Below are 22,280 nucleotides of genomic sequence, written 5' to 3' on the forward strand. Positions count from 1 at the left end.
GGCACGCGACCGCCTCGCCCGCGTATCCCGCTCGTGGCCGCCACCGACGCCCAGTGCTCCGGGTGGCTCAGACGATGGGCGGGGTCGCGTCCCATGGATTGAGGCACGAGACGCCGAGGGGTTCGAAGTGCTTGGTGTTGCGCGTCGCGATGGTCATCCCGGCAGCTTCCGCGACGGCGGCGATGAGGGCGTCGTCGAAGGGCGCGTGCTCGGGAACCCGATAGGCCGCGAGGGTCCGGGCCGCCGACAGGTCGAACGGCAGCACCCGATCGGCAAAGGTGGGCAGGACATTCTCCTCGAGCCAGCGACGCAGGACGGCTCCTTGCTCGGCGTCGGATCGCTCCTTGGCAATCACTCCACGCTCGATCTCCGCGATGGTGAATGCTGAGACGAACTGGTCACCTACGGGAACCGATGCTGCCCAGAGCTCGACGGGGCGGTTGCGTCCTCGGACCCGCAGCGCGGACACCACGTTAGTGTCCAAGAGGTACTTCACAGTTGTGCCGAGCGTGCCGTCAGGCCCAGGCGCTCGGGTTCGAAGTCGATGTCGGCACCTTCGTCGGTGCTCAAGAGATCAACGATGGTGACGGGCTCGCCCTCCAGAGCCTTGGTGAGCACGTCGCGCGCCTCCGCCTCAACCGACCGGTGACGCTGCTTGGCACGCGCACGAAGCGCGGCCTTGGTCCCCGCGGGCAGGTTGCGAATCAGGATCTGTTCCATAGCGACCACCTCCGATATCGCATCAACGATATCACCCTGGCTGCCTCAGCCACGACAAGTCAGCGCGACCTCTCAGGGCGACCCCCTGCGGCGGCGCCCCTCGGCTCCGGGTCAATCACCGGATGCCGAGCGTCACCCGGAGGGTGACCGGAGCGGGATCCCCGAGCGCACCGATCAGATCGCACTGCGCAAGGCGAAAGGCTCATCCGGCGGTCGACCACCAGGGTTCGACCCGCACTTGTACCGACACCGCAACACCGTCGAGCGCGGCTTCAACCGACTCAAACACTGGCGCGGCATCGCTACCCGCTACGACAAATACGCCCTGACCTACCTCGGCGGCGTCACCCTGGCCGCACTGATCATCCACCACCGCGTACGGAGTTAGCAGACACGACCTAGCCCGAGAGCTCACCCCACAGGGCACCACCGTCAACACCGTCGCCCCCGGCTTCATCGCCAGCGACTTCCACGGCGACAACCTCGACTCCGCAGCCCAGAAGGCGGTCGAGGCCATCCCCGCCGGACGTGTCGGCCAACCCGACGACGTTGCCGGCGTCGTCGCCTTCCTCGCCTCACCGGCCGCGGCCTACATCAGCGGCCAGGTCATCCACGTCAACGGCGGATGGTGGTTCGGCACATAAGCACCTCGACCTCGAACAAGGGCGATGCGACCGCCCACAAGCCGACAGATTTGGCGTGAGTGACCAGCCGCGGAGTCACCGTCTGATGATCGGGACGTTCAACTGCTCGCCTCCACCGTTGCATCCTTGGTCAACAGTTCGATGAGACCAGGCCGCCGCTGCTGGATGTCACTGCGCCGCAGGCACGCCACTTCCGTTGCCGTGAAAGCGCTGGTCGATCAGTCCAGCCTCGCGCAAGACGCGGAAGTGGTGTGTGCGGGTCGCCTTGCCGACCGGCAGGTCGAATGAGCCACACGCGTGCTCCGTGTCGTCGGCGTCGGCGAGCGGAGAGGGACAGAGGCTGTTCAGCAGTGCGCAGATCCCGTCATCCTCGAGAAGGAAGGCGGTCCCCGTGTCGCGCTGCGGCCTGGGCACCCCACCACAGCAGGCCGGAGATCAGCAGCACTCGCGCGAGGACGACCACCAGACCGCCCTCGGGTCCGTACGCCCCACCGGTGACCCACCGGGCGCCGTCCAGGGTCTGCTCGAGCACCGGGTGGTCGACCAGCGACTGACCGCTGACCTCGAAGCCCAGCACGGGTCCGAGGGTGAGGTTCCACGAGGCCCGCATGCCGGCCGCGGTCCAGACCGACGTCGTGATCAGGAACGCCACCCCGTACATGATCCCCGCGAGCACCGCGCTCACGAAGCTCAGCGGCGTGACGCCGTCGGCGAACAGGTACGGCACGGCGACCGCCAGGGCCACGAGCGGCACGGCGACCACAGGCCGGCCGGTCAGTTCGATCACGCCGTTCAGCAGCAGGCCGCGGAAGACCAGCTCCTCGACCCCGGCGAGCACCACGAAGTAGACCGCGATCGCCACGATCTCCCCGGCCTGCGGTTCACCGCCGCGGACGTCGGTCACCCCGGTCAGCAGCAGGACGACGAAGGGGGCGGCGATGGCGAGCGCCGCGAGACCGACCCCCAGCAAGTAGCGGCCGGGGGTGCCTCGGTCGGGCCGGATGCCCCAGGACCGGTGGTCGCCGCGACGGCGAGGGAGGAGCACGGCCGCGCCGAGACCGAGCGCGATCACGAGAAGGGCGAGATTGGCTGCGTCCTGGATCGACATGCGACCCACCCTGCTCGGCGTGCACGGTCGTCACCGCCGGCACAGGTAGGCCGCACCGGCCGACGAAAGTAGGTAGTCAGCCGGCGGCGTCGCGCACGGTCAGCGCGACCTGCACCCGGTTCCCCAGACCCAGGCTGCTGAGGATCTCGGAGACGTAGGCCTTGACGGTCGACTCGGTGAGGCCGAGATCACGGGAGATCTCGGCGTTCGTGCGGCCACGGGCCACGAGGTCGGCGACCTCGCCCTGCCGTGGGCTGAGGCGGGCCAGTGCCTGGACGGCGCTGCGCTGCCGCTCGGCGGCGTCGGGGTCGGCGAAGCGGTCGAGCAGGGTGCGGGTCGCGCCCGGCGAGAGGATCGCGTCACCCGAGGCGACGGTGCGGACGCCGTCGATGATCTGCTGCGGCTGGGCGTCCTTGAGGAGGAACCCCGACGCCCCTGCCCGGAGCGCGGCGACCACGTAGCGGTCCAGGTCGAAGGCCGTGAGCACCACGATGTTGGGTGGCCGTGGGAGCGCGCGCACCGACGCGGTGGCGTCCAGACCGTTCGTCCGGCGCATCCGGATGTCCATCAGGACCACATCCGGCGCGTGTGCCTGCACCGCCGTCACCACCTCGTCCCCGTCCGAGGCCTCACCGACCACCCGGACGTCATCCGCGGCGTCGAGGATCGCTCGGAGACCGCTACGCACCAGCGGGTCATCATCGACGAGGAGGACCCGGACCTCGGTCCGTCCACCGCCGGTCACGGCCACGCCAGCTCAGCGCGCACCACGAACCGCCGGCCGGTGGGCCCCGCTTCGTGTCCGCTGCGGAAGACGCCCCCAGCGCCGGTCACCCGCTCGTGGAGGCCGACCAGCCCGCTGCCGCTTCCGGGGAGCGGCCCGTCAGCGCGCGCCTCAGCGCCGAGGTCGCTGCTGACCTCTACGCAGAGCCGTGACCCCGGTGCTCCGCTCACCCGCACACAGGTAGGGGCCAGGGAGGTGTGCTTGTGCACGTTGGTCAGCGATTCCTGGACCACGCGGTAGGCGTGCCTGCCGATGGCCGCCGGGCACAGATGGACGTGCCGGTCCTCGACATCGATCCGCAGGTCGACCGGCAGACCCGCCTGGCGAGACTCGTCGACCAGGGCCCAGACCGAGCCGAGCGTCGGCTGCGGTGGCGGGGGACGCTCCGACTGACTCCCGTGATCGGGCTGGCGCAAGAGACCGATCACGTCTCTCAGGTCCACCATCGCGCTGCGGGCGGTGCTGCCGATCAGCGCGGCGGTGTCGGCCGTGTGTGGATCCACCCGGTCGCCCGACATCTGGAGTCCGCCGGCGTGCAGGCTGATCAGCGAGATCCGGTGCGCGAGCACGTCGTGGATCTCGCCCGCGATCCGGGTGCGCTCGGACGCACGCGCGGTAGCCAGGTCGCGCTCCCGGTCGGCCTCGAGGCGGTCGGCGCGCTCGCGCAGCGAGGCGACCAGTTCGCGACGTGCTCCGAGGTACAACCCGGTCGAGGCCACCAGGGCGAGCACCAGCGCCGCACTCACCGCGACCAGCCACACGGGTTCACCGCTCGACCCCCCGACCACGGCACCGACCACGACAGCGACCAGGTGAGCCAGCGCGACCAGGGCCACGGTCCGTGGCGGGCGGCGCGCCCCCACCGCGAACACGGCGACGAGGTAGGCAGGGGTACCCACGAACGACACCAGGTCGCACAGCGCGGTCAGCAGCCCGACGACGACGGGCTGCTCGCGACGCCACCACAGCAGGCCGCAGGCAAGGACTCCGACACCGAGGTCGAGGGCGAAGCTCCCCGCACCCTGGGGAGGTGACTCGGCGCGCGCTGCAACGGCGAGCACCACGCCCAGGGCCGCGCACCCGCCGACGACGGCGATGCTCGCCGCTCGCGACCGCGAAAGTGCCGACACCACACACACCCTAGGCAACATGCCCAGCCTCCGGCACCGACGAAGTCCAGCGCAACCCCGGCACGCCCCGTGCGGGGGGGGGGACCATCGAGCTGCTACAGCCGGCCGGGTGCAGCGGTCTGAATGGCAACTCGAGCCCCTGCCGTTGGCTTCGTCAACCGACGCCAATCCGGCTCCCGCAGCCACCGACGGTCCTACTCCCGACACGTGCCCCTGAGAGAGATTGCGCCGCCCGTGAGCCGATCCCGCACTGGGACGTGGGCCTGGACGGTGGGATGCCTGTGACGTTGAAGTGTCGGGCTGGAGCATTATTCGCTGCGCGCCGTGGGTGTCGATCCCGTCACCGCGCGTGGTCCGCGGTTGCTAGGCGCGCACACCGTCGATGATGCGGTCGACGACGAGTTCGGCAAGTGAGTCCACGATCGCTGGATCCGCGTCGTGCAGCGGACCTCGGGTCGCGAGGTCGGCGATCCCGTGGACGGCCGACCAGCAGGCCCATTCGGCGTGCTCGCGCCGTGTGGGTGAGAGGAGCTCTGCCTCGACAAGGCCGTCGAGCGCGTCGTTGAGCAGCCGGAACGGTGCCGGGTCGTCCCGCTCGGGTTCGCGCACGAGCTGGTGGTGGGAGCGGAAGGCGAGATGGAACAGGCCCGGCTCCGCTCGGGCGAAGTCGATGTAGCCCAGTCCGACACCACGCAGCCGGGCGACCGGGTCCTGCCCGGCGGCGCTGATGCGCGTCGCCATCGCCCCTGCCAGCACGTCCTGGGCACGAGTGGCGACCGCGAGCACCAGCGTCTCGTGGTCGGCGAAGTGGCGATAGGCCGCGTTCGGGGTGACCCCGACGGCGCGGGTGACCTCGCGCAGCGTCAGAGCATCGGGTCCACCGGCACGAGCCAGCTCGAGCCCCGCCTCGACGAGCGCGGCCTTGAGATCACCGTGGTGGTAGCGCCGCCCGCCCGGTGCTCCCGCCCCGGTCCTGCTCGCGCTCATCGCTTGCACCTCCGAAGCTTGTATGTATACGGTGTGAACACCGCAATGTGGACAGCGTAGACTCTACGGGAGAAAGGGCTCACCGATGCGCACGCTCGCGATCACCCAGAACATCACCCTGGACGGCGTCATCGACATGACCGAGAACTGGCACAACGTGTCGGCGACGGTGGCCGACGGCGCTGACGAGCAGGTGGCGGTGCTGCAGCAGCAGGCCGCCGCGTCCGACGCCTTCCTGGTCGGTCGGCAGACCTTCACCGACATGCGGGGCTACTGGCCACACGTCGAGGACGACCAGACAGGCAACACCGCACACTTGAATCAGGTCGCCAAGTACGTGGTCAGCTCCACCCTCACCGATCCGGAGTGGGAGAACTCGACCATCCTGCGTGGCCTCGACGAAGTCCGGAAACTCAAGGACCAGCCCGGCGCGGACATCGTCGTCACCGGCAGCATTCAGCTCACCCACGCACTCATCGAGGCCGACTTGGTCGACGAGTACCGACTGTTCGTCTTCCCGGCCATCGTCGGCCATGGGGGCCGGCTCTTCGAGGGGACGATCGACGTCCCCTCCCTGCGGCTGCAGGAGTCCCGAGCCTTTCCCACCGGCGTCGTCCTCAACGTCTACGAGGTCCAGCGGTAGTCGTCACGGACCGACCCGGCCGATCCCCTCGACCCAGCAAGTACTACGACCGAATCAGCACCGACCTCGAGCAGCACCACATCGACCCCACCAGGAGGAGACCGAGACATGTCCACCTCGACACAGAGCGTCGTGGAGCGGTTCATGGCGACGTTCGAGAGCAACCTCGCCGACGCGGCCGACCTGATGACGCCCGACGCGCACTGGGACCTCAACGGCGAGACGCAGACGCAGACCGCTGCCGCCTTCGTGGAGCGACAGCAGGCCGACCTGGCCACCGGGACCGCCAGCACCGACGTGGAGTCCTGGATCATCGACGGCCAGCAGGCGGCCTGGATCGGCTGGACCACCCTTCACCCCGCACCACGACGGGGAACCGATGCGGATCTCGATGAGCGAATGGGTCACCATCACCGACGGACGGATCAGCCGGATCCACGACGTCATGGCCACGCCCGGCTGAGCCCACCGCGACCACGCGCCATCCCGCACCGCACGCGTCCCGCACCGATGGGCCCGCCGAGCGTCCCGAGCCACCCGGTGCGAGATGAGTCTTGATCACTGGTCCGGTCTGAACGTCGACCCGCGACGACTGAGAGCAAAGGAGTTGCTGCATGAGCGCCACCTACACCTGGGATGTGTTCTCCACCCTCGACGGATACGGGGGCTACGCCGAGGGGGCGAGCTGGGGCGGCTACTGGAGCAAGCAGGGCCCCAGCAACTGTCATCTCCTCCACCCTCCAGAGCACCCTGGGCTGGCCTGACGCCACGATCGAGCGTGGCGACGCCATCGCCGTGGTGCGGCAGCTCAAGGCGACCTCGGACCGCCCGCTGCGGTCTCAAGCCAGCCTGGCCCTGAACTGGTCGCTCATGGCCGCAGGTCTCGTGGACCGCATCCAGCTGACGGTCTTCCCTGTGATCTCGGCCAAGACTGGGGCCTTCCCCGTCTTCCGCGGAGCCGGAGACTTCCACCTCGAGCTGCTGGAAAGCCGCACCCTCGACGGGAACACGCAAGAGCTCGTCTACCGACCGACGCCGCGTCGATAGCTGACCAGCGCTCGCTCAACCCACATGTGCGAGCGATTCCGCAAGGCGAACCGTGAGCGGACATTGGCGACCGTTCGGAGATGTCATGGCAGCGGTGTCCCGGTGGGGTGTCGGAAACGGAACACCATCGTCGTAAGCGGATGGGCTCGCGGAGCGACCCGGTGGACGATCGCTAATCGGGACCGGTACCGCCGCAAGAGGTAGCGCGCGACACTAGCCGGTCGTGTCGTCGAGTCTGCCGCCATGAGCGAAGACTTGAGAGGGCATGACTTAGCCCCGGCGACATGGCCAAGGCCAGCTGTCCACCGGGGCTTTCAAGCGAAACGATACGTGAGAATGGGGGCGATGACAACGTCGCCACCGCCTCCGCCGAGTCCTAGGCCACCCGTGCCTGGGCCTTGGGTAGAGCGCTGGCTGAGCCAGCCCCGACACGGTGTCTACCTGGCCGCCAGCAAAGGCGACCCGCAGTTGGCTTTGGACCTGTACGAGTGGAACGCCGAGATCAGCGCCGCCCTGTTGCGAGATCTCGCCCACCTGGAAGTCGGGCTACGCAACGCCTACGACCGCGCGCTCAGTGCGCGGTGGCCCGGACCCCCACACTGGACCACGGCCAACATCCCGGCCTTCGCGCCGTTGTGGCGCACCCGTCGTGGTCGACGAGTCGACGTCAACCTGCGGACACGTGAGTCACCCCACCGTGCCGTCGACTCCGCCGGCGGCCCCGCAGCTCCACCCGGCAAGGTCATCGCTGAGTTGATGTTCGGCTTCTGGCGGTTCCTCAGCTCCTCCGCCCATGAGAAGTCGCTGTGGGTGCCATCCCTCCACCAGGCGTTCGCACCGGGCACTGACCGGCGCGACGTCGACCGCCCCATCGGACGCCTGCACGGTCTGCGCAACCGAGTGGCCCACCACGAGCCACTCCTCAGGTACGACATAACGGGACGCGTCACCGACATCGCGACCGTTGCCGGCCTGCTCGATCCCGACCTCGACCGGCACCTGAGCGCGACCAGTCGAGTCACCCGGGTCCTCGTTCAGCGCCCCCGCTGAGCACGAGACTGATAGCTCGACGCCGAGGTGGCAGAGGGGCTTGTCGCAGACGGCCCGCAGCGAGTTCCTGGTGAGGTCGAGCCCTGCTCGATGCCCGAGCCGACCCACACCCCTGGTTCGGCCGGACCAACCCCATTGGAGGTGCGCCATGAACGCACTGCTCGTCGGGTACGCCCGATGCTCCACCGATCAACAAGACCTCACCGCGCAACGTGACGGGCTGCTCGGACTCGGCGTCGAGGCCGAGCGGATCTACGTCGATCACGGCCTGACCGGCACCAACCGCGAGCGCCCCGGCCTGCGCGAGGCGCTGGCCGCCTGTCGTGCCGGGGACACGCTGGTCGTGACCAAGCTCGACCGGCTAGCCCGGTCCCTGCCTGATGCCCGGGCGATCGCCGACGAGCTCACCACCCGCCAGATCAGCCTCAGCCTCGGCGGGTCCATTTATGACCCGACCGATGCTGTCGGGAAGCTGCTGTTCAACGTGCTGGCGATGGTCGCTGAGTTCGAGTCCGACCGCATCAGGCTTCGCACAGTCGAGGGCATGAAGGTCGCCAAGGCCAAGGGACGGCTGAAGGGCAAGCAGCCCAAGCTAAGCCGCAAGCAGGAAGCGCACCTGGTCTCGCTAGTGCACAGCGGCGAGTACAGCACCCTCGAGGTAGCTGAGCTGTTCGGGATCGGCCGCTCGACGGTCTATCGCGCCATCGAGCGCCAACGAACCGCGGCTAAAGCCGATCTTGCTGACGCCTCCACACGACGCTGATCGTCACCTCGTCGGCGTCCCGCAACCGACAACTCGGCGGGACGCCCGCGAGCGGAACTGGTCGCGGCCGGTCTTGCACGGCGGCTTCCCCGAACGAAGCTCCCGCTGTGGTCACGCGCAGCGTGACAATCCCGGTCAGGTCGGTGGGCCGGGATCGACGCCGACCGCGCGGATGGGTTGGGAGGTCCCGCGGTGTCGACGCCGGGGATCGTTGTAGTAGGGGTCCGCACCCTTGGGCAGATAAACGAGTTCGCGTTGAGCCTGGTCCAGCGGCTGCTTGTGCAGCTGCCAGTACTGCTCTGCTACGAGATCGGGGCTGAATGGGCCGCCCGGCTCGACGATCCCGCACACGGCCACCACGGCAACGTGAATGCCCGCGGGCAGCAACTCTTTGAACAGGCTCAACCCCACACTGCGCAGTGCCGCTTTGCCCGCAGCCAGCGACCCCCACTCCGGGTAGGGCTCCAAGGCGAGCCCACCACCGGTCAGCAATATGGTCCCCCGTCCTTCCTTACGCATGGCGGGTAGTACTTCCTGCACGCAGGTCAATGCGCCACCCACATCTACGCGCATCGCTTCCGCCATCAGGGCCGAGTCCAGCGAGGCGACCTGGTTCGGGATCATGTCGGCAGCGTTGTAGATCAGGATCGAGGTCTCTCCTCGCCAGCTGCGGATTGCCTCGAACGCTCCTCCCAGGCTTTCCGAACTCCCAGCGTCCGCAGCGAAGAGCCCGACTCGCTCTGGCTGCGGATGCGCCTGCCGCCACTGCTCAAGACGACCTGGGGACCGCGAGACCAAGGCGACGTCGCAGCCACCCCTCAGGAAGCGTCCCGCCAGCGCGACACCGAGTCCGGGACCTGCCCCCACGATGGTGCACAACATGCGCCCAGTCTGCTCCACCACCTCGGCTTGTCGCAGATATCTCGCCACCCGGGTCGCTCCGCTACGAAATGGGATTCGAGTCTGCGACGGTGGAGGCATGGAGCACCTCCTTGACCAGCAGACGTCCGAGTTCGAGGGTCAGTGGCACTTCTCGCACGTCGTGCGCAGTCGTGGATTGCTACTGTTGTCCGGCGTCACGGGCACCCGCACCGACGGAACGGTGGACGTCGACCCGGAGCAACAGTTCGAGCAGCTCTTCACGCACTTGCGTCAGTACCTCGCCGCCGCGGGTGCCGACCTCGGCTCGCTCATCGAGATCACCACCTACCACGTGCGTCTGCGTGAGTACCTCGATGTGTTCGTAACCGTCAAGGACCGGCACTTGCTCAGACCCTACCCAGCATGGTCGGCGATCGGCGTGTCCGAGCTCATTACTCCGGAGGCGCTAGTCGAACTCCGTGCCGTCGCCGAGGACCCGCACCGTTGAGCGATGGGCTCGCGGAGCGACCCGGTACGGGATCCCTATCCGGGGCGCTCTGGCCGATACCTTGACCCTGTCGCTCCTTAAGCCGAAGTGTCATTGGCGAGTTCGAGAACGGTGACCGCATGGTCACTGTGGCCAAGTGGCGCGACGGCGCGATCGCCGAGGAGTACATCTGGGCCTGACGGGCCCCTTGCGCTGTGGCTTCGTTCGCTTGGTGGCGGGGTTTTTGCAGCGCTCCGTGGCGGTCTTGTTGCCGCGATCACGCAGGACTGGCTGCAGGTAGGTGTCGCGGTCTGAACCGAGAGGGGTGCGCCCGGTCGGGGCCGTTTGGATCGCTGCCGCTACGTCAGAGTCCGAAGGCTCCGCCGCTGACGAGGATCACGATGCCGAGGCCGATGAGAACGATGGGGAAGAGGATGTGCTCCCAGCGTTCGAGCACTTCGGCGATCGGGGGGCGGGTGGCGACGAACTTTGCCAGGGCCACCAGGACCGCGACGAGCGCGAGGAAGACGATGCAGTAGGCGACTACTGCGAGAGGTTCCACGCTGAGGAAGACAGGGGTGTAGACGCCGATGTTGTCGCCGCCGTTGGCAAGGGTGACGCCTGCGACTGTCCACACGCCGACCTTCTTGCCGGCAACCTTGGCCTCGTCGTCATCGTCGTCATCGTCTCCGCGCCAGGCCTGCCATGCGGCCCAGAGGCCGAGGCCCAGAGGGATGAGACCGAAGTACGGGATGGCTGCCGAGGGCAGGAATGCTCCGGCACCGATGGTCACCAGGACCGCGGCACCGAGGATGCCGGCGAATCCGAGGTACTGGCCGGCCAGAATGCGGGCGGTAGTGCCGCGCTGGCCTGCCCCTCGCGCGAAGAAGAGGGAGAGCACGATGATGTCGTCGATGTTGGTCGCTGCGAACAGGCCCATCGCCTGCAAGACCGAGGTGAGGATCATGCGCCCTCCCCAGCTGCGTCGCATCCGGGAAGCGAGCAGGCGGGATCGATGCACGGGGCGTCTTCGTCCACTGCCAGGGTGGCATCGACCAGTGCCGTCAGCGCCTGCGCCAGGTGCGAATCGGCGATCTCATATCGTGTCCGACGACCCTCGGGCTCGGAGACGACGATCCCGCAATCGCGCAGGCATGCCAGGTGGTTGGACACGTTCGGGCGTGTCAGGTCCAGATCTCGGGCCAGTTCCGCCGGGTAAGCGGGATGGTCGAGCAGGGTCAAGATGATCCGGGATCGAGTGGGGTCGGCCAGTGCACGACCCAGGCGGTTCATCACGTCGAGACGCGAAGCAATAGTCAGCATGGACTGAACTATACAGCGCGCACTGAACACTCGGTCACAGGCGTCAGCCCAGATCGCATGCCCGTAAGGGGAACCCCACTGGGCAAACCGCTGTGGTCGAGACCGGCTCCGATCAGTTCCGCTCATCGGCGTCCCGCCGAGGTGTCGGTTGCGGGACGCCAACGAGGTGACGATCAGCGTCGTGTGGAGGCGTCAGCAAGATCGGCCTTGGCCGCGATTCGTTGGCGCTCGATGGCGCGATAGACCGTCGAGCGGCCGATCCCGAACAGCTCAGCTACCTCGAGGGTGCTGTACTCGCCGCTGTGCACTAGCGAGACCAGGTGCGCTTCCTGCTTGCGGCTTAGCTTGGGCTGCTTGCCCTTCAGCCGTCCCTTGGCCCTGGCGACCTTCATGCCCTCGACTGTGCGAAGCCTGATGCGGTCGGACTCGAACTCAGCGACCATCGCCAGCACGTTGAACAGCAGCTTCCCGACAGCATCGGTCGGGTCATAAATGGACCCGCCGAGGCTGAGGCTGATCTGGCGGGTGGTGAGCTCGTCGGCGATCGCCCGGGCATCAGGCAGGGACCGGGCTAGCCGGTCGAGCTTGGTCACGACCAGCGTGTCCCCGGCACGACAGGCGGCCAGCGCCTCGCGCAGGCCGGGGCGCTCGCGGTTGGTGCCGGTCAGGCCGTGATCGACGTAGATCCGCTCGGCCTCGACGCCGAGTCCGAGCAGCCCGTCACGTTGCGCGGTGAGGTCTTGTTGATCGGTGGAGCATCGGGCGTACCCGACGAGCAGTGCGTTCATGGCGCACCTCCAATGGGGTTGGTCCGGCCGAACCAGGGGGTGGGTCGGCTCGGGCATCGAGCAGGGCTCGACCTCACCAGGAACTCGCTGCGGGCCGTCTGCGACAAGCCCCTCTGCCACCTCGGCGTCGAGCTATCAGTCTCGTGCTCAGCGGGGGCGCTGAACGAGGACCCGGTGACTCGACTGGTCGCGCTCAGGTGCCGGTCGAGGTCGGGATCGAGCAGGCCGGCAACGGTCGCGATGTCGGTGACGCGTCCCGTTATGTCGTACCTGAGGAGTGGCTCGTGGTGGGCCACTCGGTTGCGCAGACCGTGCAGGCGTCCGATGGGGCGGTCGACGTCGCGCCGGTCAGTGCCCGGTGCGAACGCCTGGTGGAGGGATGGCACCCACAGCGACTTCTCATGGGCGGAGGAGCTGAGGAACCGCCAGAAGCCGAACATCAACTCAGCGATGACCTTGCCGGGTGGAGCTGCGGGGCCGCCGGCGGAGTCGACGGCACGGTGGGGTGACTCACGTGTCCGCAGGTTGACGTCGACTCGTCGACCACGACGGGTGCGCCACAACGGCGCGAAGGCCGGGATGTTGGCCGTGGTCCAGTGTGGGGGTCCGGGCCACCGCGCACTGAGCGCGCGGTCGTAGGCGTTGCGTAGCCCGACTTCCAGGTGGGCGAGATCTCGCAACAGGGCGGCGCTGATCTCGGCGTTCCACTCGTACAGGTCCAAAGCCAACTGCGGGTCGCCTTTGCTGGCGGCCAGGTAGACACCGTGTCGGGGCTGGCTCAGCCAGCGCTCTACCCAAGGCCCAGGCACGGGTGGCCTAGGACTCGGCGGAGGCGGTGGCGACGTTGTCATCGCCCCCATTCTCACGTATCGTTTCGCTTGAAAGCCCCGGTGGACAGCTGGCCTTGGCCATGTCGCCGGGGCTAAGTCATGCCCTCTCAAGTCTTCGCTCATGGCCGCAGACTCGACGACACCACCGGCTAGTGTCGCGCGCTACCTCTTGCGGCGGGTGCCGGTCCCGATCACCGATCGTCACGCGGAGCGTGACCAGTGCGGGATCGCGTTACGCGAGTGTCGATGAACGACCGAAGAGCCTGCGTCCACGAGTCGAGTGCGTCCAGGTGAGCGTCGTGCGAGGCTTCCGCGAGGTCAACGCGTGCAACGTTCTGTCCAGCCGCAACAACTATTGCCGCGGACCCATGCCCGGCGGAGGGCTCAAAGATAGCGGCAGACATCCTCAGGTTCACACTCCGCGGGGTTGGCATGTGCGGCGTCGTCTCGGAGGTGGGCGACGTTCGCGCGTAGTGCTTGTAGGTCGGCGATCTGCTGATCGAGGGCCGACAAGCGGTCATCGAGAAGTTCGGCGACGTGGCGGCAAGGGGCGGTCCCGGCGTCGCGGATGTCGAGAACTTCGCGGATCTGCGCAAGGGTGAGTCCGGCGGCGCGGCCTCGCCGGATGAAGTCGAGCCTGGCGATGGCCTCGCGCCCGTAGTCACGGTATCCGCCGGCGGTCCGTTTAGCGTGCGGCAGCAGGCCGCTGTCCTCGTAGAACCGCAGCGTCTTGGTGGTGGTGCTGGTGGCCGCGGCGAGTTCTCCGATACGCATGCCGGTCTCCGCTCTGGCTACTTGACCTTCTCCTGCACTGGAAGGTCCATGGTGGATGAACGGACACGCGAACACCAAGCGGAGGAGATCAAGATGAGCCTGGAGTACGACGTTGACTTGGCTGTGATCGGCTCCGGAGGAGCCGCGATGGCCGCTGGGATCACGGCCCGCAAGGCAGGCGCCAACGTGGCGCTCGTTGAACGCGGCGCTCTCGGCGGCACGTGTCTCAACGTCGGCTGTGTCCCGTCCAAGACCCTGCTGGCCGCTGCCGGTATCCGGCACGGTGCCCTGACCAACCCGTTCGACGGCGTCCCCACCTCCGCGAACGGTGTGGACCTGGGCGCGCTGATGGCGCAAAAGAGCGAGCTGATCAACCGCCTCAAGCAGCACAAGTACGCCGAGGTCGCCGACGCATGGGGGTTCCCGATGATCTCCGGTGAAGCGCGCTTCGCCGACAAGGACACCGTGGAGGTCGACGGGAAGCCGTTGCGGGCACGCGCCTACGTGATCGCCACCGGCTCCCAGCCCACGGTGCGCGGTCTCGACGGGATCGAGGACGTGGGCTACCTGACGTCGACCACGGCGATGGAACTGAGTGAGGTGCCCGAGTCGCTGGTGGTCATCGGTGGCGGCTACGTCGGGATGGAGCAGGCACAGCTGTTCGCCCACCTCGGTGCTCGGGTGACCGTGGTCGGGCGGCTGGCGCCGCATGCGGAGCCGGAGTTGCGCGAGGTGATCGCCGGCGTGTTCGCCGAAGACGGCATCACCGTGATCCCGGAACACGCCACCGGCGTGCAGCGCGCCGAGGGCGGCGTCAGGGTGAGGACCATGTCCGGGGAGCAGGTGAGCGCCGAGCAGCTGCTGGTGGCGACTGGCAGGCACTCCGACACCACGGCGTTGGATCTCGAGGCGGCCGGAGTCGACACCGACGAGCGAGGCTTCGTGATGATCGACGAGCGCCAGGCCACGTCCAACCCGCGGGTGTACGCGGCAGGCGACGTCGCGGGCACCCCCCAGTACGTGTACGTCGCCGCCGAATCCGGACGAGTCGCCGCTATCAACGCCCTCGCACACCACGGCACCGAGCCCGCGACCGTGAACTACACCGGCCTCCCCTCGGTGATGTTCACCCGACCACAGCTCGCCTCTGCCGGGCTCACCGAGGAACAAGCCCTGGAGCAGGGGCACGCCTGCGCCTGCCGCACCCTGGCCATGGAGGACGTGCCCAGGGCGCTGGTCAACCACGACACCCGCGGCGCGTTGAAACTGGTCGCCGACGCCAGCACCGGCAGAGTCCTGGGTGTCCACGCGGTCGCGGACGGAGCGGGCGAGATCACGCTCGCCGCGACCTACGCGATCAAGGCGGAGATGACCGTCGACGACCTCGCCGACACCTGGGCCCCGTACCTGACCATGGCCGAAAGCCTGCGGATCACCGCTGGACTGTTCCGCAACGAACTGCCCACCTCCTGCTGTGCCTGACCCGACCCGGCCCCTGGCCGTCGGCGCCATCGCCATGGTGGTGTGCTGCGTCGGTCATGCCGTACTGCTGGTGGCCGGGATCGGTGGCCTCGGTGCGGTCGTCGCCGCGGTCAGCGGCAACACCGCCGTGCTTGTGACGGCCATCGCCCTCGTCGGAGTGGCGGGCGTGCTCGCCGCGCTCCGGCTTCGCCGTCGCACCCGCTGCGACCCACCCCGCCGTCTCGTCTCAGCCTCGACCCAGGCCCGCAACCATCGGGAGGAACAGTGAGGACACGCGAAGCCGTCCGTGACGTCGCCTTGGCCACCGCCGCCAGCTACGTCGGCACCAAGGCGATGGAGCCGGTGAGCATGAAGCTGTACGAGATGGAGTCCGCCGCCGACCGCGAACGCGGAGACGCCGTCCGTCCTGGACCTCCCTACCGCGTCGCCGCAGAGAAGATCACCCGCAGCGTCGGCCTCGACCTGAACGACCAGCAGTTGGACCGTCTCAGCCTCGTCTTGCACTACGGGCTCGCCGCCCAATGGGCACCGCTCTACCCGGTCCTGCGGCGCAGCACCCGCCTATCGACTCCGGTCGCCGGACTGGCCACTGGTGCGGCCATGAGCATCGTCGCGGACGAACTCATGACGCCCGCGTTCGGGTTCTCCGCGCCCAACCTGGAATATCCGCTCAGCACCCACGTCCGGGGGTTCCTCGCCCACCTGGTGTTCGGTCTGGCCGTAGCCGTGAGCGTGGAGACCGGCTGGGCGGTCTTCCGACGCCTGCGCTGACCTCGTCGGTCCATCGGATGGAGTCCCGACAGGGCCGAGGTGCCAGTACGGGTACCGCGCATGGATCCACTCGTCTTGGTTGGTCCGGGCGGCGTCCCCGTGAGCCGATGAGATATCGACGAGCGCCCGACAGAGGACGCATGTCCTTATGGAAGGCGCGAGCAGGTTGCGGCGGCGCCCACGATGAACTGCCACATCATGCACCCGCCGACGCCGCCCGGAGCACGTCTTCGAGATCGGTCTCCCGGATCAGACCGTCCAGCCGAGCGATCTCCCGCCCATCGCGAAGCACCACGATCGTCGGCACGCTCATCACGTCATAGCGAGCCGGCGCATCGGGCTGAGCGTCCACATCGACCCGGTAGCCCTGAAACTCCCCCGGATGCCGGGCGGCGAACCGCTCAAGCCGAGGCTCCAGTGCCCGGCATGGGGCGCAGCTGGCCTGCCAGAAATCGAGCCATATCAGACCCGGCTGGGTCGAGACGTGTTCCAGGGCGCCCTCGTTGACAACCGCAAACCCGGTCATCGTTGCAGCTCCTGCTGGTCCCCGGACGAGGCGCGGCCGACACTGCCGATGGCCTCGAACAGCAGTGAGGGCCGTCCGCCGATGGAGTTGATGAAGATCGTGGTGACCGACAGGGCCATCGCGATCATCGCCCAGACCGGGTAGACCAGGCCGGTGGTCGCGGCCGGGATGCCGATGCCGTTGAAGAGGAACGCCAGCGCGACGTTCTGGCGGGTGCGGCGGTAGCTGGAGCGGCTGATCTGTCGAGCCGTCAGGACTGCGCGCAGGTCGTCACGGACGACGATGACATCGGCCGACTCGACCGCGATGTCGGTGCCGCCGCCCATCGCGATCCCCACATCGGCCTGCATCAACGCCGGAGCGTCGTTGATGCCGTCTCCCACCATCGCCACCCGGGTGCCGTCGGCCTGCAGGTCTCGGACGATCTCTGCCTTGCCCTCCGGCAGCACCCCCGCCCGCACGTCCTCGATCCCGAGCTTGGCAGCCACGTGCCGGGCGGCGCGCTCGTTGTCTCCGGTGACTAGCACCGGGGACAACCCGGCCTCTCTCATCTGGGTCAGCGCCTCGATCGACTCGGCGCGGATCTCATCTCCCAGGGCGAGCGCCCCCAGTGGCTGACCGTCTGCGCTGACCGCGACCACGGTGCGCCCGGCAGCCTCCAGCTGGTCCACTCTCGCGGTCAGTCGACCCAGGTCGACACCATGGTCGGCCAGGAAGGCGGGACGACCCACCAGCACGTCCCGGCCGCTGACCCGAGCGCTGACCCCGAAGCCGGTGATCGACTCGAAGCTCTCCGCCCCTGGCAGTCCCACGCCTCGGTCGGCCGCGGCGTCGACAATCGCTCGGGCCAGCGGATGCTCGGAGGAGGACTCGGCCGCCGCGGCGGTGGCCAGCAGGTCGTCCTCGCCGACCAGAGACACGACCTCCCGGACGGCGGGGCGCCCCTCGGTCAGGGTGCCGGTCTTGTCCATCACGATCCGGCGGACCTGGCCGAAGGTCTGGAACGCCTCCCCGGTGCGCATGATGATGCCGAGGTCCGCGGCCTCCCCTGCGGCGCGCACGATGGCCAGCGGCGCGGCGATCCCGACCGCACACGGGTAGCCCATGACCAGCACGCCGAGGCCGGCGAACACGGCTCTGCGCACGTCGGGTTCCCCGGTCAGCAGCCAGGAGCCAGCCAGCCAGCCGACCAGCGCGGCGGCGGCCACGATCAACACGGTGGGCGTGTAGATGCGCAGCACTCGGTCGACCAGGTGCAAGATGCCCGGCTTGAGTGCCCGAGCGTCCTCCACATGCCGAACCACCTGGGCCAGGAAGCTGTCCGCGCCGATCCGGGTGGCCTCCACCAACAGCGTTCCGGAGGCGTTGATCGAACCGCCAATCACCTCATCCCCGGCGCTGCGCTCCACCGGGACCGGCTCGCCGGTGACCATCGAGACGTCGACGGTGGAGAACCCCGTGGCCACCCGGCCATCAACCGGGATGCGCTCGCCCGGCCGGATCCGCACCAGGTCTCCCACCGCGACCTGCGCGAGCGGCACCTCCTCCTCGGTGCCGTCGCGGACCAGGCGGGCGGTGTCGGGCTGCAGATCCAGCAGCTTCTTCACCGCCTGGCTGGAGCGGGTCTTGACCAGCAGGGACAGCCACTCGGAGAAGATGTGGTAGTTCGCCACCAGCACCGTGACGGCGAAGAACGGCGCGGTCGGATAGTTCGGGAAGGCGCCGGTCAACCCGATCAGCCCGCCGACGATGCCGGCGAACGCGCCCACCTCCAGCAGCACGTGCTGGTTCAGGATCCGGCGCCGCGCGGCCTGGTAGGCCATCCGCAGGATGTGTGGGGCGATGCCGAACACCACCGCGACCGCCAGCACCCCGGTCAGCCAGCCGGTGGCCGGTTCAGTCAGGACACCGGTTTCGCGGGCGGTGTTGGCGATCGCGGCCGGCGCGATGATCGCCAGGGCGCCGAGCAGCGCCCGCACCGGCCCGGCCGGGCGCAGGATCGCATACGAGACCGGCACCATCAGTGCGACCACCGAGGCGGGCACCAGCAGCGACCACACCCCGGAGACCTCCAGGATCAGCGCGATCGCGGTCAGGCTAGCCGCCACGGCGGCGAGCAGCCGCTTGCCCTCCCGGACCAGGTCGGCCTCTTCCTCCTCGAACGGGCGCAGCTTGCGCGGGTCGTAAAGGTCGTAGCCGATGTCGCGGAGCGTGCCCAGGATTTTCTCCGGTTGGATCACCGCGGGGTCGTAGTCGATCAGCGCCTGCTCGTGGGTAAGGCTGACCGCGACCTTGTCCACCCCCGGCTGCCGGCCCAACGCCTTCTCGATCGTGCCGGTGCACAGCGAGCAGTGCAGGCCGGCGATCCGGGCCCGGATCCGGGCGTGTCCGGCCAGGTGGCTCGGCTCTTCGGCCCACAGCTGCTCGGTCTGGGTGGGCGTGGTCACTACGGCGACACCTCGCTCTGGCCGGTGACCTGGTAGCCGGCGGTGACGATCCGCTCGGCGAACGCCTCGGGTCCGGTGACCGTGGGGTCGAACCGGACCCGCACCTGGCCGGTGCGGTGGTTCGCGGTCGCCTCGTAGACCCCCTCCAGGCGGTGCAGCGCGACGCCGAGGCGCTGCTCACAGCCGGTGCAGGTCATGCCCTCCACCTTCAGCGTGGCGGTCTCGTTCATGGTGATCACCTTTCAGATCTCCGGCCGGAGTCCGGATCGTGCCCGGGGGCCGGTTTGACGGTGTAGTGGATGGTCTGGGCCCGGATGCGGCCGTCGCGGATGACGAAGGAGTCGGCCCCGTCCTCTACCCGGGTGCCGTCGGCGGCGCGGGCCGTCCACTCCAAGAAGCCCACCTCGCCGGCGATGACCTGCGCGGTATAGGTGAAGGTCGCATCGGGTAGCTGCCGGTCCAGCAGCTTGGCCAGCTCCCGCACGCCGTCGTGGCCTCGGTGGACGCCGTCAGCGGTGAGCACGACCACGTCGTCGGCGTAGTTGCGGACCAGGTCCTCCTCGACCGTCCCTTGCTGGCCCAGTCGCAGGTGGTCCTCAAATACCTCCACTGCGGCCCGGGCGGCCATTTCATCACCCATGACACCCACCGTAGACATTCCATCCGAGTGGAAGGTCAAGTCGGACGGAACCGGGTGGCCAAGCGCTCAACACGGCCAGGGCCGTGCCCGACGGGGTTGACCCTCCAGTGACAGGAAGGTCGAACGTGGGTCATGACCGAGAAACCCGCCCCCTGCCCGGGGCCTTTGAAAGGAAGGATCCGACATGCCACTGGTCGACGACCGCACCCAGCAGCTGATCAACCTCCTGGCCGACTGCGTCGCCACGTGCGAGGCGTGCGCCAAGGACTGCGCCAGCCAAGGCAACGCAGAGCTGACCACGTGCATCTCGCTGTGCTCGGACTGCGCCACGCTTTGTCAGGCCTGCATCCCGCTGCTCGCCCGCGACAGCCAGTTCTCCGCCGCCATGTGCACCACCTGTGCCGACGCCTGCGACCGCTGCGCGGAAGAGTGCGACCGCACCGGCATGACCGAGTGCGCCGAAGCCTGCCGGACCGCAGCCGAGGCCTGCCGCCAGATGGCCGCCGCCGCCGCCTAACCCTCCCCCGACTGGCCGGCCGCGACCGCCTTCTGTCGGACGTGCTCGATCAGCCGACAGGTACCACCCACCTCCGGCAGGCGGTCGGCCTCGGTCACCAGCTCCGTGAGTTGCCCACGCAGCTCCTCCAGCTCCCGAATCCGCCGATCAATGCTGTTCAGCTGGGTCTCGAGCACACCCCGCACGTACGCGCACGGCGCCTCCCCCCGCTCCCGGAAGGACAGGATCTCCTTGACCTCATCCAAGGTGAGCCCCAAGCGCTGCGCCGTGCGGATGAACGTCAGCCGGTCCAAATAGGAGTCGTCGTAGTCCCGGTAACCCGAGTGGGTGCGCGCGGGTGCGGGCAGCAACCCGATCGACTCGTAATAGCGGATGGTCTTCGGGTTCACATCGCCCAGACGCGCCAACTCACCATCTTCACCCCGATGATGTTACAGCCGGATGGAAGGTTTGCGGCCGATGGCGAACGGTCACCGGCGTCCGTGTGAACCGTCCAGCCGATCTCGGCCTGTCGGTGGCCGTGTTCCGCTTGGGTGTCGGAAACGGGACCCCTCGCCGAAGGCCGATCGGTGATCGGGTCATCGGGCAGCGACGCACGGCGGGCCGGCCGGTGCGAGGACGCAACCCGGATGTCCTCACAGCTTCTGATGGCTAGCCTCCGGGGGTGGGCAGGAAGAACTACCTCATCGAAGGCGTCTCCGGCAGTGGCAAGACCTCCGTGTGTGACGAGCTGCACAGGCGCGGCCACCACGCCGTCCACGGCGATCGGCAGCTGGCCTACGCCGGCGACCCGGCCACTGGCGCCCCGGTGGAGGTTGGCGGCCACGAGTACCACCTGTGGGACGTGGCCAAGGTCAGAGCACTCGTCTTCGACGACCGGACAGAGGCGACGTTCTTCTGCGGGGGCTCGCGGAACTACCCGCAGTTCATCGATCTGTTCGACGCGGTCTTTGTCCTGACCATCGACCGCGGCACGCTCATGAAGCGTCTCGATGCCCGCCCCAACGGCGAGTTCGGCGCCAGGCCGGATGAGCGAGCCCTGGTTGACCGGTTGCATGCATCCGGACAGGACACTCCTGAGGGCATTGCCATCGACGCCACCGCACCGCTCGAGCGCGTCGTCGACGACATCCTGCGCAGACTCACGCATGACCGATGAGGGATGGGCTCGCGGAGCGACCCGGTGCGGGATGGGCTCGCGGAGCGACCCGGTGCGGGATCGTCTATCGGGACCGAAGTCGCTCAGGCTTCGGCTCGGTCAGGCTCCCGGCACGCCATGCAGCCCGACGGTGAGCAGGACGGCTGCGTCCTCGAGCGCCTCGAGGTCATGCCGTGTCGGTGGGATCAGCACGTGGTCGCCGGCCGCGCCGTCCCAGACTTCCTGTCCCGCATGCAGCCTGACCGTGCCATGCAGCACGTGCAGGGTGGCCTCGCCAGGACTCTCGTGCTCGCCCAGTCGGCGGTTCGCGGCGAGGGCGATCAGCGTCTGACGCAGGACGCGGCCCTGACCGCCGTAGATGGTCTGGGCGCTGCGTCCGGCGCTGCTGCGGCGAGCCTCCTCCAGGTGCTCGTCCACTAGGTCGGCCAGCGGGGTGGTCTTCATCGCGGTTCTCCTTGGGTTGTCGTGTTGGCCTGGGCGCGACTGGTGACGTCGGCGTCGGAGCAGAAGCCGGTCCTGGAGCGCTTGAGACAGAGCAGGCCGAGAAGTGTGCGGTCCGTGTCCACCACGGCGAGTCGACGCAGTCCGGAGCTGACGAGTACGGCCCGCATCCGGGCGGCCGGTGCGTGGGGGGCCACGGTTCGCCCGGACACGGTCGACCACGGTAGGGCTGGTCCGTCCCCGCATGCGTTCTCTGGCAGGTCGGTGCGGATGAGCGTGCCCTGGAGTTTCTTCCCGTGGGTCAGGAGCACCATGTGGACGTGGGGGTCGGCCAGGGCCACCCGTGCCTCGTGGACCG

General features: G+C 68.5%; 30 protein-coding genes and 2 pseudogenes. 14 read left to right on the forward strand and 18 right to left on the reverse strand.

The annotated features are described in order from the left end of the window. Nucleotides 1-67: 67 nt before the first annotated feature. Together K8W59_RS19190 and K8W59_RS19195 are read right to left on the reverse strand one after the other, a co-directional pair. Nucleotides 68-496 (reverse strand): type II toxin-antitoxin system VapC family toxin, encoded by a 429-nt coding sequence (locus K8W59_RS19190; protein WP_223396586.1) that lies wholly within the window; start codon nucleotides 494-496, stop codon nucleotides 68-70. After that, nucleotides 493-720 carry a FitA-like ribbon-helix-helix domain-containing protein gene (locus tag K8W59_RS19195; protein WP_159901067.1) on the reverse strand — a complete coding sequence of 76 codons (228 nt, stop codon included), beginning with the start codon at nucleotides 718-720 and terminating at the stop codon, nucleotides 493-495. Before K8W59_RS19195 ends, K8W59_RS19190 begins: the two co-directional genes overlap by 4 nt. A 157-nt stretch (nucleotides 721-877) precedes the next feature. Between K8W59_RS19195 and K8W59_RS19200 the strand changes: the two are divergent. Both K8W59_RS19200 and K8W59_RS20440 read left to right on the forward strand, forming a co-directional pair. Next, nucleotides 878-1,108, forward strand: a pseudogene (locus K8W59_RS19200) (IS5-like element ISMt1 family transposase); the annotation flags it as partial. A 16-nt stretch (nucleotides 1,109-1,124) separates the two neighbouring features. Further along, nucleotides 1,125-1,364: pseudogene (locus K8W59_RS20440) on the forward strand (SDR family oxidoreductase); the annotation flags it as partial. 364 nt (nucleotides 1,365-1,728) lie between these two features. Here the strand turns inward: K8W59_RS20440 and K8W59_RS19210 are convergent. The 4 genes from K8W59_RS19210 to K8W59_RS19225 form a co-directional block, all read right to left on the reverse strand. Further along, entirely contained in the window at nucleotides 1,729-2,472 is a 744-nt protein-coding gene (locus tag K8W59_RS19210; protein ID WP_223396587.1) for a CPBP family intramembrane glutamic endopeptidase, read from the reverse strand. 76 nt (nucleotides 2,473-2,548) lie between these two features. Further along, complete coding sequence (locus K8W59_RS19215) at nucleotides 2,549-3,223, reverse strand: response regulator transcription factor (RefSeq protein WP_317846289.1); 675 nt, start codon at nucleotides 3,221-3,223, stop codon at nucleotides 2,549-2,551. Further along, the gene (locus tag K8W59_RS19220) at nucleotides 3,214-4,386 is read right to left on the reverse strand and encodes a sensor histidine kinase (RefSeq protein ID WP_223396589.1); all 1,173 of its coding nucleotides are present in this window, start codon (nucleotides 4,384-4,386) and stop codon (nucleotides 3,214-3,216) included. The genes K8W59_RS19215 and K8W59_RS19220 overlap by 10 nt, the downstream gene beginning before the upstream one ends. 363 nt (nucleotides 4,387-4,749) lie before the next feature. Beyond that, the gene (locus tag K8W59_RS19225) at nucleotides 4,750-5,373 is read right to left on the reverse strand and encodes a TetR/AcrR family transcriptional regulator (RefSeq protein WP_223396590.1); all 624 of its coding nucleotides are present in this window, start codon (nucleotides 5,371-5,373) and stop codon (nucleotides 4,750-4,752) included. Nucleotides 5,374-5,458: 85 nt separating this feature from the next. On the opposite strand from K8W59_RS19225, the gene K8W59_RS19230 reads away from it, so the two are divergent. The 6 genes from K8W59_RS19230 to K8W59_RS19255 all read left to right on the forward strand — a co-directional run bounded on the left by K8W59_RS19230 (nucleotide 5,459) and on the right by K8W59_RS19255 (nucleotide 8,876). Continuing rightward, entirely contained in the window at nucleotides 5,459-6,016 is a 558-nt protein-coding gene (locus K8W59_RS19230) for a dihydrofolate reductase family protein (protein WP_223396591.1), read from the forward strand. Nucleotides 6,017-6,124: 108 nt separating this feature from the next. Further along, complete coding sequence (locus K8W59_RS19235) at nucleotides 6,125-6,574, forward strand: hypothetical protein (protein WP_223396592.1); 450 nt, start codon at nucleotides 6,125-6,127, stop codon at nucleotides 6,572-6,574. A 56-nt stretch (nucleotides 6,575-6,630) separates the two neighbouring features. Continuing rightward, a complete protein-coding gene (locus tag K8W59_RS19240) occupies nucleotides 6,631-6,780 on the forward strand; it encodes a hypothetical protein (RefSeq protein ID WP_223400077.1) in 150 nt (49 codons plus the stop codon). Between the two features lie 31 nt (nucleotides 6,781-6,811). Continuing rightward, nucleotides 6,812-7,063: a dihydrofolate reductase family protein gene (locus K8W59_RS19245; RefSeq protein ID WP_263283268.1), complete on the forward strand. Its 252-nt coding sequence runs from the start codon at nucleotides 6,812-6,814 to the stop codon at nucleotides 7,061-7,063. 468 nt (nucleotides 7,064-7,531) lie between these two features. After that, on the forward strand, nucleotides 7,532-8,113 hold the full coding sequence (locus K8W59_RS19250) for a hypothetical protein (protein WP_223396593.1): 582 nt from the start codon (nucleotides 7,532-7,534) through the stop codon (nucleotides 8,111-8,113). 148 nt (nucleotides 8,114-8,261) lie between these two features. After that, entirely contained in the window at nucleotides 8,262-8,876 is a 615-nt protein-coding gene (locus K8W59_RS19255; protein WP_223396594.1) for a recombinase family protein, read from the forward strand. Nucleotides 8,877-9,011: 135 nt separating this feature from the next. Here K8W59_RS19255 and K8W59_RS19260 read toward each other — a convergent pair whose 3' ends face one another. Continuing rightward, complete coding sequence (locus K8W59_RS19260) at nucleotides 9,012-9,758, reverse strand: SDR family NAD(P)-dependent oxidoreductase (RefSeq protein WP_223396595.1); 747 nt, start codon at nucleotides 9,756-9,758, stop codon at nucleotides 9,012-9,014. Nucleotides 9,759-9,855: 97 nt separating this feature from the next. Between K8W59_RS19260 and K8W59_RS19265 the strand changes: the two genes are divergently transcribed. After that, nucleotides 9,856-10,245: a Rid family hydrolase gene (locus K8W59_RS19265; RefSeq protein ID WP_223396596.1), complete on the forward strand. Its 390-nt coding sequence runs from the start codon at nucleotides 9,856-9,858 to the stop codon at nucleotides 10,243-10,245. A 343-nt stretch (nucleotides 10,246-10,588) separates the two neighbouring features. Here K8W59_RS19265 and K8W59_RS19270 read toward each other — a convergent pair whose 3' ends face one another. From K8W59_RS19270 to K8W59_RS19290, 5 genes are all read right to left on the reverse strand, one after another. Next, on the reverse strand, nucleotides 10,589-11,191 hold the full coding sequence (locus K8W59_RS19270; RefSeq protein WP_016997609.1) for a cadmium resistance transporter: 603 nt from the start codon (nucleotides 11,189-11,191) through the stop codon (nucleotides 10,589-10,591). Then, nucleotides 11,188-11,547 (reverse strand): Cd(II)/Pb(II)-sensing metalloregulatory transcriptional regulator CmtR, encoded by a 360-nt coding sequence (gene cmtR / locus K8W59_RS19275; protein WP_006590980.1) that lies wholly within the window; start codon nucleotides 11,545-11,547, stop codon nucleotides 11,188-11,190. Before cmtR ends, K8W59_RS19270 begins: the two co-directional genes overlap by 4 nt. Nucleotides 11,548-11,720: 173 nt before the next feature. After that, the gene (locus tag K8W59_RS19280; RefSeq protein ID WP_223396597.1) at nucleotides 11,721-12,335 is read right to left on the reverse strand and encodes a recombinase family protein; all 615 of its coding nucleotides are present in this window, start codon (nucleotides 12,333-12,335) and stop codon (nucleotides 11,721-11,723) included. Further along, nucleotides 12,332-13,063 (reverse strand): hypothetical protein, encoded by a 732-nt coding sequence (locus tag K8W59_RS19285; RefSeq protein ID WP_223396598.1) that lies wholly within the window; start codon nucleotides 13,061-13,063, stop codon nucleotides 12,332-12,334. The genes K8W59_RS19280 and K8W59_RS19285 overlap by 4 nt, the downstream gene beginning before the upstream one ends. A 486-nt stretch (nucleotides 13,064-13,549) precedes the next feature. Beyond that, nucleotides 13,550-13,939 carry a heavy metal-responsive transcriptional regulator gene (locus tag K8W59_RS19290; RefSeq protein WP_223396599.1) on the reverse strand — a complete coding sequence of 130 codons (390 nt, stop codon included), beginning with the start codon at nucleotides 13,937-13,939 and terminating at the stop codon, nucleotides 13,550-13,552. A gap of 93 nt (nucleotides 13,940-14,032) precedes the next feature. On the opposite strand from K8W59_RS19290, the gene merA reads away from it, so the two are divergent. From merA to K8W59_RS19305, 3 genes are read left to right on the forward strand one after another with little or no spacing between them, the layout of a single operon-like run. Further along, nucleotides 14,033-15,421, forward strand: a complete 1,389-nt coding sequence (gene merA / locus K8W59_RS19295; protein ID WP_223396600.1) for a mercury(II) reductase — start codon at nucleotides 14,033-14,035, stop codon at nucleotides 15,419-15,421. Continuing rightward, entirely contained in the window at nucleotides 15,414-15,689 is a 276-nt protein-coding gene (locus K8W59_RS19300) for a hypothetical protein (protein WP_223396601.1), read from the forward strand. The genes merA and K8W59_RS19300 overlap by 8 nt, the downstream gene beginning before the upstream one ends. Continuing rightward, the gene (locus tag K8W59_RS19305; protein WP_223396602.1) at nucleotides 15,686-16,192 is read left to right on the forward strand and encodes a DUF1440 domain-containing protein; all 507 of its coding nucleotides are present in this window, start codon (nucleotides 15,686-15,688) and stop codon (nucleotides 16,190-16,192) included. Before K8W59_RS19300 ends, K8W59_RS19305 begins: the two co-directional genes overlap by 4 nt. Before the next feature lie 196 nt (nucleotides 16,193-16,388). On the opposite strand, the gene K8W59_RS19310 is transcribed toward K8W59_RS19305, so the two are convergent. The 4 genes from K8W59_RS19310 to K8W59_RS19325 are packed head-to-tail and all read right to left on the reverse strand — an operon-like array spanning nucleotide 16,389 to nucleotide 19,805. Next, nucleotides 16,389-16,718 carry a thioredoxin family protein gene (locus tag K8W59_RS19310; protein ID WP_223396603.1) on the reverse strand — a complete coding sequence of 110 codons (330 nt, stop codon included), beginning with the start codon at nucleotides 16,716-16,718 and terminating at the stop codon, nucleotides 16,389-16,391. Next, a complete protein-coding gene (locus K8W59_RS19315) occupies nucleotides 16,715-19,165 on the reverse strand; it encodes a heavy metal translocating P-type ATPase (protein WP_223396604.1) in 2,451 nt (816 codons plus the stop codon). The genes K8W59_RS19310 and K8W59_RS19315 overlap by 4 nt, the downstream gene beginning before the upstream one ends. Next, on the reverse strand, nucleotides 19,165-19,395 hold the full coding sequence (locus K8W59_RS19320) for a heavy-metal-associated domain-containing protein (RefSeq protein WP_223396605.1): 231 nt from the start codon (nucleotides 19,393-19,395) through the stop codon (nucleotides 19,165-19,167). The genes K8W59_RS19315 and K8W59_RS19320 overlap by 1 nt, the downstream gene beginning before the upstream one ends. A 5-nt stretch (nucleotides 19,396-19,400) precedes the next feature. Further along, the gene (locus K8W59_RS19325; protein WP_223396606.1) at nucleotides 19,401-19,805 is read right to left on the reverse strand and encodes a nuclear transport factor 2 family protein; all 405 of its coding nucleotides are present in this window, start codon (nucleotides 19,803-19,805) and stop codon (nucleotides 19,401-19,403) included. Between the two features lie 184 nt (nucleotides 19,806-19,989). On the opposite strand from K8W59_RS19325, the gene K8W59_RS19330 reads away from it, so the two are divergent. After that, complete coding sequence (locus K8W59_RS19330) at nucleotides 19,990-20,322, forward strand: four-helix bundle copper-binding protein (RefSeq protein ID WP_223396607.1); 333 nt, start codon at nucleotides 19,990-19,992, stop codon at nucleotides 20,320-20,322. On the opposite strand, the gene K8W59_RS19335 is transcribed toward K8W59_RS19330, so the two are convergent. Beyond that, a complete protein-coding gene (locus K8W59_RS19335; RefSeq protein ID WP_223396608.1) occupies nucleotides 20,319-20,729 on the reverse strand; it encodes a heavy metal-responsive transcriptional regulator in 411 nt (136 codons plus the stop codon). The two genes, K8W59_RS19330 and K8W59_RS19335, sit on opposite strands and share 4 nt — an antisense overlap. A 257-nt stretch (nucleotides 20,730-20,986) precedes the next feature. On the opposite strand from K8W59_RS19335, the gene K8W59_RS19340 reads away from it, so the two are divergent. Then, entirely contained in the window at nucleotides 20,987-21,481 is a 495-nt protein-coding gene (locus K8W59_RS19340) for an AAA family ATPase (RefSeq protein WP_223396609.1), read from the forward strand. Nucleotides 21,482-21,580: 99 nt separating this feature from the next. Here the strand turns inward: K8W59_RS19340 and K8W59_RS19345 are convergent, their stop codons facing one another. Next, nucleotides 21,581-21,925 carry a cupin domain-containing protein gene (locus K8W59_RS19345; RefSeq protein WP_223396610.1) on the reverse strand — a complete coding sequence of 115 codons (345 nt, stop codon included), beginning with the start codon at nucleotides 21,923-21,925 and terminating at the stop codon, nucleotides 21,581-21,583. Between the last annotated feature and the right edge of the window lie 355 nt (nucleotides 21,926-22,280).

This window comes from Nocardioides rotundus, assembly GCF_019931675.1.
In the GTDB taxonomy this organism is placed as follows: Bacteria; Actinomycetota; Actinomycetes; order Propionibacteriales; family Nocardioidaceae; genus Nocardioides; species Nocardioides rotundus.